The sequence below is a fragment of the Sphingomonas sp. SL1004 genome, assembly GCF_057815015.1.
Window position 1 is genome coordinate 3,372,308 of the sequence record NZ_JBYMUX010000001.1, and the last position, 18,450, is coordinate 3,390,757.

The 18,450-nt window shown below is 58.4% G+C and carries 13 protein-coding genes and 2 pseudogenes; 6 read left to right on the forward strand and 9 right to left on the reverse strand.

The annotated features are described in order from the left end of the window. Positions 1-438: 438 nt before the first annotated feature. Positions 439-873: pseudogene (locus AC3D24_RS15500) on the forward strand (DUF937 domain-containing protein); the annotation flags it as partial. A gap of 410 nt (positions 874-1,283) precedes the next feature. On the opposite strand, the gene AC3D24_RS15505 reads toward AC3D24_RS15500, so the two are convergent. Further along, positions 1,284-1,694 (reverse strand): DUF3597 domain-containing protein, encoded by a 411-nt coding sequence (locus AC3D24_RS15505; RefSeq protein ID WP_489031999.1) that lies wholly within the window; start codon positions 1,692-1,694, stop codon positions 1,284-1,286. A 153-nt stretch (positions 1,695-1,847) separates the two neighbouring features. Between AC3D24_RS15505 and AC3D24_RS15510 the strand changes: the two genes are divergently transcribed. Further along, positions 1,848-2,438: a DUF4142 domain-containing protein gene (locus tag AC3D24_RS15510; protein WP_489032001.1), complete on the forward strand. Its 591-nt coding sequence runs from the start codon at positions 1,848-1,850 to the stop codon at positions 2,436-2,438. Between the two features lie 481 nt (positions 2,439-2,919). Here AC3D24_RS15510 and AC3D24_RS15515 read toward each other — a convergent pair whose 3' ends face one another. Next, on the reverse strand, positions 2,920-3,228 hold the full coding sequence (locus AC3D24_RS15515; protein ID WP_489032003.1) for a hypothetical protein: 309 nt from the start codon (positions 3,226-3,228) through the stop codon (positions 2,920-2,922). A 725-nt stretch (positions 3,229-3,953) separates the two neighbouring features. On the opposite strand from AC3D24_RS15515, the gene AC3D24_RS15520 reads away from it, so the two are divergent. Then, positions 3,954-6,404, forward strand: a complete 2,451-nt coding sequence (locus tag AC3D24_RS15520) for a bifunctional diguanylate cyclase/phosphodiesterase (protein WP_489032005.1) — start codon at positions 3,954-3,956, stop codon at positions 6,402-6,404. Here AC3D24_RS15520 and AC3D24_RS15525 read toward each other — a convergent pair. Both AC3D24_RS15525 and AC3D24_RS15530 read right to left on the reverse strand, forming a co-directional pair. Beyond that, positions 6,340-7,260: a GGDEF domain-containing protein gene (locus tag AC3D24_RS15525; RefSeq protein WP_489032007.1), complete on the reverse strand. Its 921-nt coding sequence runs from the start codon at positions 7,258-7,260 to the stop codon at positions 6,340-6,342. The two genes, AC3D24_RS15520 and AC3D24_RS15525, sit on opposite strands and share 65 nt — an antisense overlap. Positions 7,261-7,777: 517 nt before the next feature. Beyond that, positions 7,778-8,281: a YciE/YciF ferroxidase family protein gene (locus AC3D24_RS15530; RefSeq protein ID WP_489032008.1), complete on the reverse strand. Its 504-nt coding sequence runs from the start codon at positions 8,279-8,281 to the stop codon at positions 7,778-7,780. 221 nt (positions 8,282-8,502) lie between these two features. Between AC3D24_RS15530 and AC3D24_RS15535 the strand changes: the two genes are divergently transcribed. After that, positions 8,503-8,883, forward strand: coding sequence for a hypothetical protein (locus AC3D24_RS15535; RefSeq protein WP_489032009.1), 381 nt, complete (start codon positions 8,503-8,505; stop codon positions 8,881-8,883). A gap of 287 nt (positions 8,884-9,170) precedes the next feature. Here AC3D24_RS15535 and AC3D24_RS15540 read toward each other — a convergent pair whose 3' ends face one another. After that, a complete protein-coding gene (locus AC3D24_RS15540) occupies positions 9,171-9,614 on the reverse strand; it encodes a BLUF domain-containing protein (protein WP_489032010.1) in 444 nt (147 codons plus the stop codon). Further along, entirely contained in the window at positions 9,604-11,226 is a 1,623-nt protein-coding gene (locus AC3D24_RS15545; protein ID WP_489032012.1) for a putative bifunctional diguanylate cyclase/phosphodiesterase, read from the reverse strand. The genes AC3D24_RS15540 and AC3D24_RS15545 overlap by 11 nt, the downstream gene beginning before the upstream one ends. A 518-nt stretch (positions 11,227-11,744) precedes the next feature. Here AC3D24_RS15545 and AC3D24_RS15550 point away from each other — a divergent pair. Then, entirely contained in the window at positions 11,745-13,598 is a 1,854-nt protein-coding gene (locus AC3D24_RS15550; RefSeq protein ID WP_489032014.1) for a cation:proton antiporter, read from the forward strand. A gap of 67 nt (positions 13,599-13,665) precedes the next feature. Continuing rightward, complete coding sequence (locus tag AC3D24_RS15555) at positions 13,666-14,745, forward strand: sodium:calcium antiporter (RefSeq protein WP_489032016.1); 1,080 nt, start codon at positions 13,666-13,668, stop codon at positions 14,743-14,745. 165 nt (positions 14,746-14,910) lie between these two features. Here the strand turns inward: AC3D24_RS15555 and AC3D24_RS15560 are convergent, their stop codons facing one another. The 3 genes and pseudogenes from AC3D24_RS15560 to AC3D24_RS15570 form a co-directional block, all read right to left on the reverse strand. Then, the gene (locus AC3D24_RS15560; RefSeq protein WP_489032018.1) at positions 14,911-15,474 is read right to left on the reverse strand and encodes a hypothetical protein; all 564 of its coding nucleotides are present in this window, start codon (positions 15,472-15,474) and stop codon (positions 14,911-14,913) included. A 1,656-nt stretch (positions 15,475-17,130) separates the two neighbouring features. Next, positions 17,131-17,242, reverse strand: a pseudogene (locus AC3D24_RS15565) (methyl-accepting chemotaxis protein); the annotation flags it as partial. A 397-nt stretch (positions 17,243-17,639) separates the two neighbouring features. After that, complete coding sequence (locus AC3D24_RS15570; protein WP_489032020.1) at positions 17,640-18,386, reverse strand: Crp/Fnr family transcriptional regulator; 747 nt, start codon at positions 18,384-18,386, stop codon at positions 17,640-17,642. Between the last annotated feature and the right edge of the window lie 64 nt (positions 18,387-18,450).

Below are 18,450 nucleotides of genomic sequence, written 5' to 3' on the forward strand. Positions count from 1 at the left end.
GCGCGTCAACCTTTGTCCACGTGGCCTAGTAGTTGGATATTATAGTCCGTCATGTGGTGATATGTGGAATCTATGTTAGCATAGATGGCTTTGATGTATCGTAGTTTTGTATTGATAAAGAATAATCCACTCAAGACACCTCGCCCCGTAGAAGCCGATCATTGATGATCATCGGGGGGGTGGCGCACTCGGCGTTCTGGAAGAACAACAGCTCCTGCGACCGAACTACCCAACTGAGCACCGCGCGCTTGGCGGATGCCTGCCGGTCCAACGGCCTAGATCAACCGGGAGTTACCGGACCTCTGGATGCCGGTAACTGTTGGTACCCTTCAAAACAAGGAAGCTGACATGAACCTCAATGACCTTCTCCCAGATGGCGGCATCGATGCACTTGCCGTCCAGCTAGGCATACCGCGTGACTAAGCCCAGCGCGGTGCAGAGGCGCTACTGCCGTCGGTTCTGGGCGGCATGGGAAGAAACACGGCGCAGGTGGACGCCCATGTGAACACGGTTGGCGGTGCAGACCTGGCCTCTAACGTCTTGGGCAACGAGCCGACGCAAATCGATCGCGGTAATCAGGTCCTCGGCGGTATCTTCGGGTCGAAGGACGGCAGTCGGGAGGTCGCCGACAACGCGGCGCAGAGCAGTGGCCTGGCGCCCGAGCTTCTGAAGCAGATGCTGCCGATCCTGGTTATGCTGGTGGCCGGCCGTCTGACAGGGCGCTCGGCCGGTCAGCAAGGTGGTCTTGGTGGGATCCTTGGATCTGTACTCGGCAGCCTGGATGGTGCCGGAGTCGCGGGCGCTGCGCCCGGGGGCGGTCTTGGCGGCGGACTCGGGGGTATTCTTGGTTCGGTCTTCGGCGAGCGGCGATAGAGCCGTCCGGACTTAAGATCGTCCTGCTCGATCAAATCGGCAGATTTGAGGTCCACGAACATCTCGGCGCCACGGGGCTACGGCACGGCGATACCACCGACGGCACGACTGGGGAACGCATGTGATGCGGAGACGAGGAAACAAGCGAGCCGGCCCTGTGGCGATCGTCATCTTCGTGATGATCGTGGCGCTCGTCGTCACGATCTGTTGGCTCGCCGCACATGGCTTTCACAAAGAGCCGAACGGACCACCGCGTGGTAGTCAGACGCTGCCAGCACAAGCAGCTCAGAGGACCGTCGGTGCAACGCCTCCGAAGGCCAATCATCCCCGATGAAGGTGAGGACGGTTCACCCAGTAGTTTGAGGCCGGAGGGGACCGCGTAGGGTGCGGTCCCCTCCGGATCAGCTGCGTTAGTTGCGCAGGCTGTCTGGAACGATACCGCCGTTATCGGCAAGCTTTTGCATCACAGCCTTATGAAGGGCGATGTTCTGCTCGGCTGAGCCGTCGGCTGCAGCATGGACATTCAGTTCGGCAGCAAGTTCCTTGCGAGCTGTCAGGCTGGAGTCCAAGTCCAACAGCTTCAGAAGATCGACGATCGAGCTCTGGTAGTTGCCCCCGCCATCTTTCATTGATGCCATCTCGCTGAGGACCGCACCGACGTCGACGGACTGCTGCGGGGCTGCGGGGGCGGGCTGGCCGGTAGCGGTCGGCGCGGTCTGTGGCGCAGCCTGCGGCGCCGCGGCAGGAGCCTGAGCCGGTGCAGCGGCTGGTGCGGCTTTGTGGTGAAAAACCTTGTTCATGATCGTGCTGAAGATGCTCATAGCCGTGTCCCGATAAGGCCGGCAGCTGTGCCGGCAGACCGCTAGAACGAACGCACCTCAGGATCGGTCCGGAGCTCGTTACTCGTGCGGAACGGTCCTCAGGAGGCACGCGTTGAGCAGGCAGCGGTAATATGCGAGCAGATGGAGAGTATGATGAACTTCAAGACCCTGGCACTAGTATCGGCAGCGACCCTGTCATTAGCCGCATGCGGTAAGAAGGCCGACGATACGACCGCCGTTGATAACAGCACCTACGCCAACACGACCGCCACGGGCGTGAATGCAGCCGGTTCCAATAATGCCATGGCAGCACCGGCCTCAGGTGGGCAGGCTTTCATCAACATGGCAGCTGCGAGCGATGCGTTCGAGATCGAGACCTCGAAGCTGGCCGTAACTAACGGCGCATCTGCTGCGGTAAAGAAGTTCGCTGGCCAGATGATCACCGTGCATGAGGGTTCGACTGCAAAGCTGAAGGCACTGACGGCAACGCTGTCGCCAGCTCTGACGCCCAACCCGGCGCTGAGTGCTGAGCAGCAGCAGAAGCTTGCTGATCTGAAGACCAAGCAGGGCGCTGATTTCGATACCGCATACGCAGCAGTGCAGGTCGCCGGGCATCAGCAGACGCTCGATACGCTTAGGGGATATGCAGCAACCGGCGACGTGCCCCAGCTGAAGACGTTCGCGGCAGGCTTGACGCCGACGGTTGCCGCGCATCTCAACATGGCGAAATCGTTGAAGTCCTAACGTCTCGTACGAACCGGGGGGGGCTTGGCTCCGAGTGCCCCTCGGATACGCCGATGCGACAGAGACTAAGCTGACTTCCGGCTGAGCGCGAAAGTAACCTCCAGCGACACCTCTCCCGGCCACAATCCGAGCAGATAACCTTGGCGCAATCTAACGCGACCTCTTTCAACGTTTTGAATTCTTTTTGCGGTCAAGATTTCGGCCAAAAGCCCCCAATATGATAGCTGTATATCTCGAACGAAGAATGGAAATCGGCTTCGAACCGGGACCCGGCGCAAATGAAGCAAATATCTGTAACGTTTGAAAAATACAGGGTTGGAAAGGTCATGGCCAGCGCAGATCTGGCCCCCCAGTGATGTGGGTCTTCGAGACAAGTTCTATAGCTTGGTGGAAATCTAATGGAGTTGCGTTTTCGGCACCGATCCAAAGCTTTCATTGATCACGCAACCGTAACAAAAAGCCGATCGCCGACTAGCCGTATCTAATTTGGGTAGATCACTGAAGCGTTAAATGGGTTTTTACCCGTTTCTGCACGAAGCAGTTCCATTTCTCGCATCATTACAAGAAGATTGCGTCCCGCGGCTTCTGACATTGTTCTCATGCCTTTTCTGGTCCTGCACTGAGGCGCGCCCTCCATAATAACCGCTAACGCGGTAATTAATGCGTCGCACGCTTCTGCGGAACGGATGTAAGCAGTTTTAGCGCCATCAATATCGATCAAGGACGTATCGGCAATTGCCTTCAACACCGCGGACGCTACCTTCGCCTGATACTCGTCATTAGAGCCCATTTGCCCATTCCATAAAAAAGCCCGCTAGCGTGCGATCTGCCAAGCCTCAAACACTCGTGTAGCCTATTGGGCAAAAAACGACCAGAAACTCACCCGCGCACACACGCTGCCGATTACGGCGATCTGTAGTCAACGTGTCGTAAAACACATGATTTTCGTCGGGCGGCAGGTCAGGCGACGTGGGCTGCTCTAACCTATTTCCGGCACATGCGACAAACCCTGTCGCTTTGTCCGATTGTGCGGAAACCAAGATCTAGAGGTTTTCCGTCACCTACCACAAAAGGGGCGGGACGTCCTGCTTAGCGTCAATCCGGGTATACCCGGAATGACGCTTTCAAATTGGGCTGTACAATCAGGGTCAATTTCGCGACTGAACAGGTGTCGTTTGCATACCCTGGCAGGACAGCCGGAGGGGCAGACGGGCGTCATTCGAAGAGGGGCAGGGGAAGAGTGTCTTCCCTTGCTACCGTGGTTTGCGTCGAGCGGGTATCCCCGATGTTCAGATTCCTCGAACCGCCTCGGGGCGTAGCCACCGCGCCGCCCTTCCCAGTGATCTTCTAATCGTAATTCACGGGAAAGTTCGCCGAGCGCCGCATAGATACCAGCTTGGTCGAAATGCGTGCGTCGCTTGTCTAGCGAATGGATAGTAACTAACGTTACCATAGGTAGTCATGCGTACTGCAAGGCTGGGAAATTTATTAATCTAGCCAATGCATTATGCCGGGATGATCGGTTCCTTGTCATCCGTGTTTGCGTGCATTCTTCACGCGCACGACGCCCGCCTTATGGTTGTTGCCGGCGTGGTCTGCGCTATCGGCATCTACGCTTCGTTCGCGCTCGCCTATCACGCGGCGCGGCACCAGGGGCGGGTGCGGACCTATTGGGGCTTGGTCAGCGTCACCGCCAGCGGTTGTACCGCGTGGGCAACGCACTTTATCGTACTGCTGGCCTTCAAGCCCGGCATGCCAGCGGCATTCGACCCGGTATTGACGTTCATATCGCTGTCGTGTGCGATCATCGGCATCGGAACGGGCGTATCTATTGCGATACGGGCGCGCGGAACTGTTAGACAGTTCATTGCCGGCTTGGTCGTCGGCATCGGCGTCGCAACGCTCCACTATGTCGGGCAAGCCGCCTATCTCGTCCAAGGTGGCGTCTCCTGGGACCTCGGCCTGGTACTACCCTCCATCGTTGCCAGCTTGCCGATCTCGGGGTTGGCTATGGTGGCAGCTGCCAGTCGCAACCGCCGTATCCGCGCTTGCGCCGCGCCGCTGCTGATCTTTTCGATCGCGCTCCTCCACTTCTGCGGCATGGCAGCCATGACGCTGCATTTCGATCCTGCTGCACGCTTCCCTGCCGATGCGGTGTCACCCCAGGCGATCACACCGGTGGTGGCCGGCGTATCGTTTGCGCTCATACTGCTGGCCGTTCTCGGATGGCGCTTCGATATCGCGGCCAAAGTGCGTCTTCGCCGCGATCGTCGCCGACTGCGCGAACTCGCCGACGTTGCCTTGGAAGGGCTGCTGATCTGCCAGGGCGATAGGATCGTGACCGCCAATACCAGTGTCGAGCGTCTTTCCGGGTATGAGCCAGGACTGTTGTCGGGCAGCTTCGTCAGCTCGCTTCTACCCGGACTGGATATAGCGAGCCTGCCCGAACGTGAGGAACGCGAAGTCCAACTCATCGACGCCACCGGGCATGCGGTGCCGGTCCGGGTATTGCGTCAAGAGGTTGCGCTGGGACATAAGATTCAAACAGTCATCGCCGTTCGCGATCAACGCGAGCGCCTCAGAACCGAGGCGCAGATCCGAACCCTGGCGTTTAGCGATGCCTTGACAGGGCTTCCCAACCGAACACGCTTTTTCGATCTCCTTGCAGTCCACGCAGCATCACGGCGCGAACGCGATCAAGTATTTGCCGTGCTCATGCTCGATCTCGACCGGTTCAAATCGATCAATGATACCCTGGGTCATGGCGCTGGCGATCTGATATTAGCGATGGTGGCTGACCGACTAAGTACGACACTGCGCGAGGGCGACGTGGTTGCACGTCTTGGTGGCGACGAATTCGCTATCCTGCAACTCGGCGCTGGTGACCTCGAGGCAGCAGCGACGCTCGCGACCCGCATCATCAGGGCGATTGAAGCGTCTCCGTTCATGCTCGATGGTCAGTTCCTCTATCTCGGGGCCAGCGTCGGCATCGCCATCGCGCCAAGTGACGGTGACGATCCGGCGGAACTCATGCGCAATGCGGATCTCGCATTGTATGCCGCCAAAGCGGACGGCAAGGGGGTGTGGCGCCGGTATGACGTGTCGCTTGACGACAAGGTTCAAGAGCGGCGGACGCTTGAAGCTGGCCTGCGATGCGCGTTAATCGAGGGGCAGCTTGAGCTCCACTACCAGCCCCTGATGGACGCACGGACGGGCCAGATAACGTCAGCGGAGGCTTTGGTTCGCTGGAACCATCCCGAACGCGGCATGATTCCACCGGTCGAGTTTATCGGGCTGGCGGAGGAAACGGGCCTGATCTTACCGCTTGGCGATTGGGTATTGCGCACAGCCTGCCTCGAAGCGGCAACTTGGCCGAATGGCATCAGCGTTGCCGTCAATCTCTCACCGGTTCAGTTCCGCGAACGCTCGCTTGTGGCCAATGTCTCTGCTGCACTGGCGGCTGCCGGCCTGTCTCCCCAGAGACTCGAGCTTGAGATTACCGAAGGTGTTCTCCTCACCGACGAGGACCGGACGCTTGCAACATTGAACGAACTCAAGGCATCGGGCGTGCGTATATCGATGGACGATTTCGGGACTGGCTATTCGTCGTTGAGTTACCTGCGAAAGTTTCCGTTCGACAAGATCAAGATCGATCAGTCATTTGTTCGTCAGATACCCCAGGATCCCGAAAGTGCCGCCATTGTGCGTGCCATCATTACGATGGGGACATGCCTGGGTATGTCCACCACCGTAGAGGGCGTCGAGACGTTGGAGCAATTCGATTTCTCGGTCGCGGAAGGATGTGCCACAATTCAAGGGTATCATATCAGCCGTCCGCTCGAACCGACTGCCCTTGCAACGATGCTGGCAGCCGAGGCGGGCAACATCGGCTTGGTTTCGGTTATGAATGAACAGGTACCAAGCGGGTTTGCGGATCGCGCAAAGGCGCTGGATCACTTCGTCTGACGAGCTGGATCGCACTCGGCAACACCGTGGGCGCTCCTACATCGGCCACAATGACAGAGGCCTTCGCGTTACGCTTTGCGGTATAAAGCAGTCCGTCGGCGTGTAGCAGCAGTGCATCGTAATCGAGGCGGTGACCTGGCGGGGCTATAACAGCGCCCATGCTGATCGTTGACAGCGCAGGCAGACTGATCAGTGCCTCACTGATGGTGCGATGGAAGTCGATCGCGAACTGCTCACCGCTACCTGCATCCGGGAGTGCTGCGATAAACGCGAACTCATCGCCCCCCATACGACCGACGAACCCATAGCTCTCGAGCCCGCGTACGGCAGCGCGCGAAGCTGTTCGTATCGTATCGTCGCCCACGGCATGGCCATGATGGTCATTGATGGACTTGAAATTGTCGAGATCCATAACACCGACCACTACCGGCATCGTCGTAGACGACAGCATTGTGACCATCGCGGCTTCGAAACTTGATCTGTTCAGCAAGCCTGTCATGCCATCGAGCCGTGCAGACGCACGTTCACGCTCGTAAGCGCGTCGTAAAGCCCACATCGTTGCCACAACGAACGCCAGCACTGCGCAGCGAAGGCCTACCCGAAGCAACGTTATCGTGGTCGTCGTTGGGATACCCGTTTGAATGGTAGCGCGCGTATTCAACACGATAGCGATTACCGCTGAAAAGACCGCTGCACGGCGACTTAACCGCCACGAGACCAAGCCTAGCAATAAAACATAGACCGGCCCCATGCCGATCGCGGGATAGATGATGTCAATGATTTGCAGAATGAGAGCTATTAGTAGGACGGAGGCTGTGACCGTTGTCGTCGACGCGGCTTCAAGGCGATCTGCCATCGTCATGCTCTTTAGTCCTGACATTTACGTACGGCTTTTTTCGTATCCGACACGTAAAAGCGGACTCGCCGCGTATGCCCTGGAATGGTTTACAGATTGATAATCAAGGACTTATTCGAAGCATCGGGGGTGTTGCTCATCGCCGTTACTGCCTCTGCGAGAGGCGCCGTCCCGAAAGGGGGGGCGCCTTGCCCTGGTGATGACCGTTCAACGAACGGTCGCGTAGCAAAATTCCTAGATTTCGGACGTTTCGAATGTCGTCATTTTCGCGACACTGGAATGTCGGCTCCGAGCAGGAAGAGGACCGGCTAGAGGATGTTTGGAATCGTACGCTAAGCTCGCCGAGCGTCCCGATTGGGATCGTGAACCCGGAAATTGGGATTGTGAAGCGAGCGTTCGTACGGTCTATTGAAAGTTGGCGCAGGTGATGCCGTTCATTCGGCATCACCTGCGCCGCTTCCACCTAGATTTCTAAGCGGGCATTGAAAAGGCTTGATTCCAAGACAACGTTTGGCAATTAGCCTTCCACTGCGTCCACGTTCACGGCGGACTCGGCCAGTTCCGTCATCATCTCGTCACCGCTGTACATGTCCTTGACCGCAGCATCGAGCTTGGCGACATCGTCATCAAGCTTCAACGCCTTCGCAAATGCGGAGACCGTGCCGAAGCCAGTTATGCCGTAGTGGGTCATACGCTGATACTGAGCAATGATCGCTGCGTCGAGTACGGGACCGGTCTTTGGCGCTTCCTCAACGGTATGCTTGAGAGCCTCGGCGACCAAGCCCTCCATACCCTTGCAATGCTCCTTCTTGAGCTTTTCGTCCTGGCCCTCGATCAGCGCCTTCAGAATGTCGGTGTGCTTGGCGATGCCGTCCTGCGACGAATGCAGCATGTCCTTGAGCTTCTTGTTCGTCGCCTGACCGACGATCTTCGTTAACGCCTTGGCCATCTGATCGTTTGCCGACCAAAGATCCTTCAACTCGTCAACGTAAAGCTCCTGAAGCGTTTCGATCTCAGCCATGTTCGTCTCCTGCGGATATGTAACGACGGCTGAACGATCAGCTACGCTTAATCGGTCCGGTAAATTTTGCAGGAGAGCGAGAACGGTGCAGGGCAACGGCATCACCCCGCTGGTTATTTTAGACCAGCGGACAGCATAATTGTGGATTGTTACGGACCATCCGGGATCATGCATCGTTAAGGAGCGTCGGCATTATCCGGCACCTCAAGAGAGGATATCTAATGGCCGTCAAATTTGCCGGAACGATGAACGCGATCAATCGCGGGCTGGACGCGACCAAGCCAGCCAAGGGCGCCGATATGGTGGAAGACTGGGAAGCAGCGCTGGCCGACCTTGATGTAGTGGGCGCCAAGGGCATCCTTCGCGATCTCGGATCACTGCGGAAGCAGCTCGAAAAGGATGAGCCCGACGCCGACCGTGTACATGCTCTGCTTCACCGGCTTGGTGCTGCGACGACTAAGATCGCTGACAAGGCGGACAAGTCGCAGGACAAGCTAAAGGCATTGGGCGAGGCCCTGACCGAGGCGGGCGAGGATCAGCCCGACGAGGAAGAGGATACTGAGGCCGCTGCCGCACCGAAGCGCGCGCGCAAGAAGAGCTGATTGATGCAGGGGCGGGCGTTCGTCCGCCCTTGTTTTATTGTGAGGCTAGGCTCCAACAGCGGCTGGTTCATCCTTGTGGAGATCGCGCCCATGCTGGCGATCCAGCAGCCGCATGATAGGCGTCACCGGTAGGCCATGCAGGACCACAGAGAAGAGCACGACCAGTCCCCATAGGCGGTCGGCGTCGGCGACATCGATGTGGTTGAGACCGTAAGCTAAATAGTAGAGCGTTGCCGCTGGATAAGCCGCGGATCTCGCCATGCTTGCGATCGTACGTACATGACCGATCAGGCGGCCGTGCGCTCCTCCTCTACCGCCAGATCCCGCAGGATCGAATGCAACTTATCGCCGCTGAAGCGAGACGGATCAAAGCTGCTCGCCTTTGCCACATCGGCAAAACGCGCCGCATTGTCGTCTGACATACCGACAAACCCCATTGCCCAGTTCGGGAAACTTCGTGCCTTGATCGGCTCCATTGCGAGGAGAGAGACTTCGCTATGGCGGTCGTCCTGTTGGATGCGCTCGAAAGCTAGCTCAACCACGTCAAGAGGGCCTTCGAGCACCTGAGCGAAACAACCGGCGTTAAACATCAGCGCGCCAGTGATGCCGTCCCGTTCATTGTTCGCGCGGCTCGTCGCGAGGATATCGTTCACTTCTACCGCGAAAGTGTCCGCGTCGCAGGTCGTTAGATTACGGCTGTAATACACCAAACGATAGGTCTCAGTGGACATCGCCATCTCCTTCAAATTTGCTGCCAAGGAAGGACTGCACGCTCGCCTGCGCCATCGGCCGTCCAGTGAGGTACCCTTGAACGTGGGTACAATTTTGATCGCGTATGCGCTTGAGCTGATCAGCGGTCTCGACGCCCTCGGCGGTAATCGCCATACCGAGGCTGGTGCCGAGGCTCGATACGGCTTTTAGTATCGCTTCACTATCCGGATCGTCGCCCGCAACGAACGAGCGATCAATCTTGATCTTATTAAACGGAAATTTCTGCAAGTAACTCAGCGACGAGTACCCAGTGCCAAAATCATCCATTGATATTTTGACGCCTAAGGCGCGCAGGGCGTGTAGCGTCGCCAGCACGTTGTCCGTATCAGCGAGAAGAGCGCTTTCGGTGATTTCGACCTCGAGGCGTTCCGGATTGAGCCCCGATCGTTCAAGCGCCAACGACACAGACGCGAGCAGCGTGTCCGCCTTGAACTGCAGCGGCGAGACATTCACCGCCACAACGAGGTCTTCTGGCCACGCCGCCGCCTCCATACATGCGGTCAGCAGTACCCACTCGCCTATCTTGACGATCAGTCCGTTTTCCTCGGCGACAGCAATGAAGTCGAGCGGAGGCACATTGCCGCGGACAGGATGCTGCCAACGCAACAGGGCCTCAAAGCCCATCACCGTATCACTCGAGAGATCGAGAAAGGGCTGGTAGTGGAGTTCGAACTGTTTGAGCGCCAGTGCTCGGCGGAGGTCGATCTCCAACTCGCGGCGCTCGTGCAGCAGCGTGTCCATACCGTGCTCGAAAAAGCGATAGCGTCCGCGGCCCGCACGCTTTGCTTCGTAAAGCGCCAGATCTGCATTGCGCAGAACATCGCGAGGCTGCATCGAGCCTGACCCCAGCGCCACGCCGACGCTGATGCCAATGTTCACCGTGTGCCCGCCTAGCACATAGGTCCGCCCGATCAGGTCGACTAGGCGTTCGGCTAGAAGCTCCGCATCGCGAGGCGAACGAATGCCGCGCTGGAGGATAACAAATTCGTCGCCTCCAAGCCTGGCAACGAGATCATCCTTGCGTGAAGCCTTACGCAGCCTGTCCGCCACTTTCTTGAGCAGCTGATCGCCGATGCCGTGCCCCAGCGTGTCGTTGATCATTTTGAAGCGATCGAGATCGAGGCAGAGCAACGCGACTGGCTCGCCACCCTCGACGGTGCCGGGCAGGGCGCGTTCAAGTGTGGCCATGAAGGTGTTGCGCAAGGCAAGCCCCGTCAGATCATCTGCCTGAGCCTGCGTCTTTTCGATGGCAATGGCGACCGGCCAGAGGCTGATGCAAATGTTACCGCCGCCAATTGGATTTAACAGCGCTTCATATGCTTCGGATTGCCGCGTCATGAGCCTCATGCTCGACGGGCCATCGCCGATCGACACCGGCCGCAGATAATCGGCGAAAATGTCGGGTAACGTCAGTCCGACGATCCAGCCACCAAAGCTGGCTGCGGCGGTCGCGTTGGCATAGGTTATTTCACTGTTGGCGTCGACGACTAGGACAGGATGCTGAAGCGATTCCAGTATCCGCGCGGAGGAGGCCGATGCAATCTCGGAGTTCTGCATTAGGTTTTGAAACATGGATCGAAATGCTCCGGGAACTGCCCGCGGCAGTACCGGCTACAAGCGAACAAGACGTTAAAGCCCAAGCCCTTTCTGCTTGATGCAGCCGACTTAACTAGCATTCCACGTCCATTAACACGTGGCGGAAAAACAGCGATTCACGTGCCTCACAAACGGGGGATAGCTAGCGGGCAAGGGGAAAGCGGCTGCCTTAGGCGTCAGCCACCTCAAGACTCCCGTTCGCAGTCTAAAAATTGCCTCACCCACGCTAGATGAGTTAGGAAAGGTTGTCGCACATCTCCTGACTTGTTGACGTCACATTTCCCCTCTTCTGCGACAGGGATGTACCCGAGCACCGCAGCTAAAACAGGAGCGGCCGCTCACCTCAGTCAGACCACGTGCTGGTCAAGCCTTCCTGCGCAGAAAGTACGCCGAACTGCGGGCACCCAAATGAGCCGCTCTAGCAACATTTCGGGCCGCCATTGCTTCTGCATGTCAGTCGGCGGAGAGCGTCGATTTTCAAGGGGGACGCGACGTTGGAAGATACCATCCTATTGCTTGTCGTGGGTGTCGCCGTCGCCGGCGTGTTTGGTCAATGGCTCGGATGGAAGCTCCAACTCCCGTCGATCATCCCACTGCTAGTGATCGGCGCGCTGTTGGGGCCAATTGGCGGCGTCGTACGGCCATCGGCGGCACTCGGCGATGTCATGCGGCCGGCGATCGGCATGGCGGTGGCGATCATCGTTTTCGAAGGCGGCCTGAACCTCAATTTGCGAGAGCTTCGTTCGGCTGGATCGGGCATTATGCGACTGGTTGCAGTCGCGCTGCCGCTCAATTGGCTCCTGGGCACGCTGGCGGGCCACTGGGTAGCCGGGCTGTCTTGGCCGGTGGCGATCCTAGTCGGCGCAATCCTCGTCGTGACAGGGCCAACCGTCATCATGCCGCTGCTGCGGCAGGCAAAGCTCGAGCCGCGCGCCGCGGCGTTCCTGCGCTGGGAAGCCATCGTCAACGATCCGATCGGTGCCACACTGACGCTGCTCGTCCTGAGCTATCTGACGTTGTCAACCACGATGAGCGGGAGCGCGGCGATCATTCATCTCGCCTGGCATACGCTGCTGGGCGCTGGCCTTGCGGCCGCTTTGGGTCTGGTGGTGCCGTTCGGCATCCGGACGTTGTTCGCGCGCGATCTCGCGCCCGAGTACCTCAAGACTCCGATCCTGCTAGCGAGCGCGCTCGGCATCTATGCGGCAGGGGAGGCGATCCAGCCCGAGACCGGACTAGTGGGAGCGACTCTGTTCGGCGTCGTGCTTGCCAATATCGATGTCACCGGCCTTCAGGAACTCCGCCGTTTCAAGGAGTCGCTGACGGTCTTCCTGGTATCAGGGTTATTCATTCTCCTCACAGCCAACATCGACCGCGGCACGGTCGAGATGCTGAGCTGGCCGATCGCGATGACGACGCTGATGATCCTGTTCGTCGTTCGGCCGCTGGCGATCTGGCTCGCGACGATCGGCGCGAAGGCGAGCTGGCGGGAACGGCTACTGGTTGGGTGGATCGGCCCGCGCGGCGTGGTGGCTGCAGCAATCGCAGGGGTTGCCGGCGAGCGTCTCGCCCACGCCGGCTATCCCGATGCACGTCTCGTCCTACCCCTCGTGTTCGCCGTCATCGCGTCCACGGTGCTGCTGCACGGACTGTCGCTGGCACCCCTCGCACGTCGCTTGAAGCTCGCGTCGGGTGGGCGGGGCGGCCTGCTAATCGTCGGTGCCTCGCGCTGGACGGTGAGGCTTGGCGAAGCGCTTCACGGCGCCGGCATTCCGGTAGTCGTGGTCGATCGATCGGCATTGGCGCTCAAGGCTGCCCGTCTCGCTGGATTGAAGACGCTACGGGTTGAGGTGCTCTCGGTAATCGGTGAGGAGGTGGTCGACCTGCGCGATGTCGAGCAGGTACTCGCAGCGACGCCGGACGACGCCTACAACGCCCTGGTCTGCACGCGTTTCGCCCCCGAGCTTGGCCGCGAGCGTGTCCACCAGCTTGCGACAAACGAGGTCGCTACGCGGTATGAAGCGTCGCGGGAATGGCGCGGCAAGATCGTAATTGGAGAGAAAATGACCTTCGAGCACCTGGCGGACCTTATGCAGGCTGGTGCATCGTTAGTGGTCGAGCCCTACATGGATGGCGACAAACCGCCTCTTCTGGCCACTGACGACGGATGGCCTGTCGCAGTTGTACGGCACAGTGGCGAGCTGGCGTTTCTTGGCGCAGAGCATACGGCTGTGCCGGCAAAGGGCGACCTGATCTTGCGGCTCTATAAAGCTTCCCTCGCACCGGTAACGGAGGCGAAACGGGCGCGTTGGCGTCGGCTGTTGAAACGTGACGCGATCGCTGCATGAACGCTACGCCTACACATCCACCTGTCAGGTAAAGGCACCCGCCGCTCGCGCTGCATAAAGGACGTACATGTTCAACGGACTTAGCTTACCCATCTTGCTAACGATCTTTGCCGCATGCGGCAGCGTCATCTGGATCGCTGGCGTAAAGCTCGCCGACACGACAGACATTTTATCGTCACGCTTGCATCTCGGCAAGGCGCTGGGCGGGATTATCGTGCTTGCGATCGCGACCAATCTGCCCGAACTCGCGATCACGGTCAGCGCGGCTCTGGCAGGCAACCTGGACGTAGCGGTCGGGAACATCCTTGGCGGCATCGCTATCCAGACGCTGGTGCTCGTGGCGATGGACATCGCTATGAAGGAAAGGGTCCCCCTGACCTATCGCGCCGCAAGCCTCACGCTCGTGATCGAAGCGTTGCTTGTCGTTGCCGTACTGATCGTCTCGATTATGGCGACGCAGCTTCCCGGCAGTCTGATCGCCGCCAGGCTTACACCCGGCGCGGTGATGATCGCCGTCCTGTGGGTGATCGGCCTGTGGCTCTCTAGCCGGGCCAGCAAGGGCTTGCCTTGGCAGGATGCGAGCGGCACCGCGCCCAATGGACAGGAAGAGACTAAAGGTCATTCGCAGGGCAAGAAAGATGATGCGTCCAGCAACCGTGGCGAAAGCACGATCCGCGTCGCGCTGGTATTCTTCGCGTCCGCGCTGGCGACCCTAGCTGCCGGCGTGCTCCTTGAACGGAGCGGTGACGCCATTGCCGACCACATCGGCCTAAGTGGCGTGTTGTTCGGCGCGACGGTGCTGGCTGCGGCCACGTCTCTGCCTGAACTCTCGACTGGTATCACGTCGGTGCGAATGAAGGATTATCAGCTCGCTGTGAGCGATATCTTCGGGGGCAACGCCTTCCTGCCCGTGCTCTTCCTCCTCGCCGTTATCATCTCAGGGAAAGCCGTGCTGCCCGACGCAAAGGCGAGCGACATCTACCTTGCTGGGTTGGGCGTGTTGCTGACGTGCGTCTATGCTGCAGGGCTAATTTTCCGGCCTAAACGCCAGATATTCCGGATGGGCCTCGACTCCCTCACCGTTCTCGTCCTGTACGCCTTGGGTGTGGGTGGACTGTTCGCCATCTCTAGCACAAATCCAGGTTAACCGTGCCCTCGTCGCTAATATCCTAAGTTTCGGACGTATCGAATATCGCCACTTTTGCGACATTGGCATAGCGCTAAGCGTTGGACTGCGAGGATTCTCTCGGGGCCCGCCGCCCGCTAGACGCCGTCCCAAAAATGATACTGACGTGAGGATGACTGGTTTGGCTCAGTTGGCGCCATAGAGGCGGCCCGACTGGATCAGCCGCTGCCGCGAGGTGTTGCCGGGAACCGCGATGTGGGTAGCTGGATCATATTCCTTCCCGACGCCGGGCGAGCCTTCGGGCGCCCAGATTTCCACGACCGTGTTCGAGTAGCTGTTGGGCAGGTACCGAATCCAATAGCCATCGGGATGGTGGCTCCAACGCGCGGCCGGCACCCCAATGCTACCTGGCCCGGCCGGTGCCATGCCGGCGAGTACGGCCACCCGTTCCAACTCACCGAAGCTTGTTCCTGGCGTAGTCAGCATGCGGCGCAAGTCTGCCTCGGCCTGCATGACGGACCGAACCTCCCGCGGCAGATTGTCCGCGATTGGGCCTGACGAAAGCACGTCCAGGACATTGCGGTTCAAGGCGGCGAGCTGACGCGGGGTCAGCAGCTGCGACGCCGCCATTCGCTGCTCGCCAGATAAGTCTTCGATTTTAGCGCGCGATAGGATTGCCCAGAGCAGCGCCTGAATAACATGTTGATCAATCTCTGGATGCTGGACAGAGCCCCGAACGATGGTGGTCACGGCATCTTTTGCCGCACCAATTGGAGGCGCATAGAGGTAACCATCGCCATCCCCCGGGCCATGGGTGCCGGCGTGTAAGCAGTAGCTTTGATCGCTGAACCGATAGTAGCCAGCCTGGAGGAGGAACCCTCCATTAGTGGTTCGCTGTAGCTGGGTGAGCTCACGTTTGGGCAACGGCGGAACGAAATTATCCTGGCTCGGATCACCCCAGTGAGCGTCGGGCAGACTGGTCGAAATTGGCTCCTTGCGGAGACTGGGCATAGATATCCCAGCTCGCTTAGCAAGGTCTCCCAGCTTCAATCCGCCAAACTGCGCGCCAGCTGGCGCCCCGCACCAGGAGAGGGCGACGGCGAGTGCCGCTGCCCGAAACACGTACTGCCTCATTCTTGCCCCCGGCTCGAAAGTTTATCCGACCGTAACGGGAGCGAATCGAACTGTGAAGCTGGATTAGCGAAACAGTCTACCGTGACCAGTACGCTCTAACTACGCAGGCGTCTCATCGTCGCGGTGCCCGGGTGCCTGAGCCCGGTGTCATGCTCGTCATCGAAGCGACTGCGCCAGAATGACTGATCTGTTCGACACGCCCGAAGGTTTCCGTTGAACAATCGCTAGTCGCGAGCACGTCACCACCATTCTGCACCTGGGCTAGCGACGGGATGTACCCGTCAAGCCTGTAGCTGATCGACCAGCTTGCTACCGAAGTGGCCGTCGGCGCACCGAGCATACAGGTCAAAAACGTCGTCGGCATCAGCAGCAGGAGCGTACCCGGTGGCAAATAGCGCTGACAGGGACGTGCCATTTAGCTCTGAGATTAAGTTCTCATCAAAGCAGAGGCAATGTCGGCTTCGGTAGCAACATGCTCTTCAATCACGCACCTAAAATTAAGACCTCCGATTCCGTGATCCGATAGAACCCGAGCTTGGCCAATGTTGAGCCCGTCTGTAGATCGGACGCTTGCCACCATGGCAGGGGATGCATACGGATGCTTGGCATGGTATGCGTACTTGCCGGTTGTGGCGACAACCAAATCGGCAGCGTCTATGATAGATGCAACCGCATTCGCTGCAGTCTTATTAATGACGCTCATTATGGCATCAGCTTGGCCCTCAAAATCGAACTCGAGATAGCAAGCGCCAAGGGTAAGTCCATCGACCCGAATGGGGGCGACGTAGATCAACACATTACGATCTTGAGACCAAGGATTTTTCCAAACCTCGTCGGTCATCCATGTGACAGAGGCGGGAGCCGACATGGCTCTTTGAAATTGACCGTATCCTGCGAAGTTCACCGACCGCACAGCAGCGTTTGCATGTGCGCAAACGGCTACCCTACCTTCGGCGTCCACAACAAAAGCGTTCAAGAAATAAGGCGAGTAATTCAGTAAAGATCGCAATCTTTTGAGCGCTCGCTCCTCAGCTCGGGGCGAGGCGTGATCAAGCAACAATGCCTCTGTAACAGAGTCATCCGTTGCCAACATTCTAACATCGATTGACCTGTCGTATAGTGTTCTTGCAAGAGTATCTGTTATCGATTGCGCTAGGTCTGCAAGGCGGCCGCCTTCCATATCGTTCGCCAGCTCGCTGGCGATTACTGCGCCATCGTGTAAGTATCGCATAACTTCATTTCTGAAACTGGCAGCGGAGGTCCGCGCGCTACCGGCCAAGTTCTTCACCTCCTGAGCGACGACAGTGAAACCTCGGCCTGCGTCGCCGGCCCTGGCAGCCTCGATCGTGGCGTTCAGCGCCAAAAGGTTTGTTTGGCCAGCGATCGCTTCGGCTTGGTCCGCATGCGCGGTTACCTTATCACTAAGCGCGTTCAGCAAGGAGCGTATGCGTCGGGGCATCTGATGCTTTCTGAGGAGAACATGCGCGGTTTACCGCGCGTTAGTTAAAGCCTCGTGCAACCACGCCGGAGCAAAAACGCTTACAAGGGTCGGCTGTCTGGATCTACGTTGCCTGCCATCTCGGTAATTTGAGATTGATCAACGATGACACAGTGGATTGAGGTGACGATCTTCGACGCCGATCAGACAGTGATCGACAAACCGACTCAAGACCCCGTCGCTAATATCCTGAGTTTCGGACGCTGCAAATGTCGGATTTTTGCGACAGATTCTCTCAAAGGGCGGCAAATCAACGCGCGTAGGGCAGATAAGTCAATCGGGTTTAACTCGGGAATAGTCGAGCATGCTCCCGCTCGGCGATGCCATACCCGTCACCTGCCAACCGCTGGAGAGCCGCTGGATCTCTAATCGTTACCAATCCGCGGGCAGCGTTGATCAAGCCTGCACCTTCAAGATCGTGTAGCGCTTCAGTCACGCCTGTTCGCTGCACTCCAACCATCATAGCCATAAACTCGTGGGTAACCTCAAGCCGGTCAGAACGCTGACGATCACGGTACATGAGCAGCCATCGTGCGAGGCGGGCGTCAAGTCGCTGCCAAGCCGCACTGACCAAACCCTCGGCGATCTGAACCATTTGGCTGTACACAGCATTCATGAGCAGGCGCTCAAGCGACCGACTATGCTCCAGCGCGGAGCGGGCCTTATCGATCGATATCCGAATAGTCTGAAGCTGATCAACCTGAACGAACGTCCGATAAGGCCAGCGCCCATCCCCGACAATGACCGGTGCACCGACGAACGATTCTGGCCCTATCAGCACAATTTCCGTCTTCTCAGCGCCGGGCCGCGGCTTGATTACGGAGGCCACACCGTACTCGATGAAATATAGCGCATCGGCAGGCTCGCCAGCATCGGTCAACACGACTCCACGGCTAAGCCGTTGCCGGCTGCACCAAGGAGCAAGCAATTCGAGATCATCCTTGGACATTCCGGCGAGCAGAGCGTTGCCGCCGTTTGCCAATGATACGGTATTCAAAACCATGTCTAGGCTTTCGCTACTGATCGTCATTCTACGCTGTACCTCGCTTGGCAGGTGGCCACGCCAAGCGAGGTATAGATCGTCAAGATTCTGT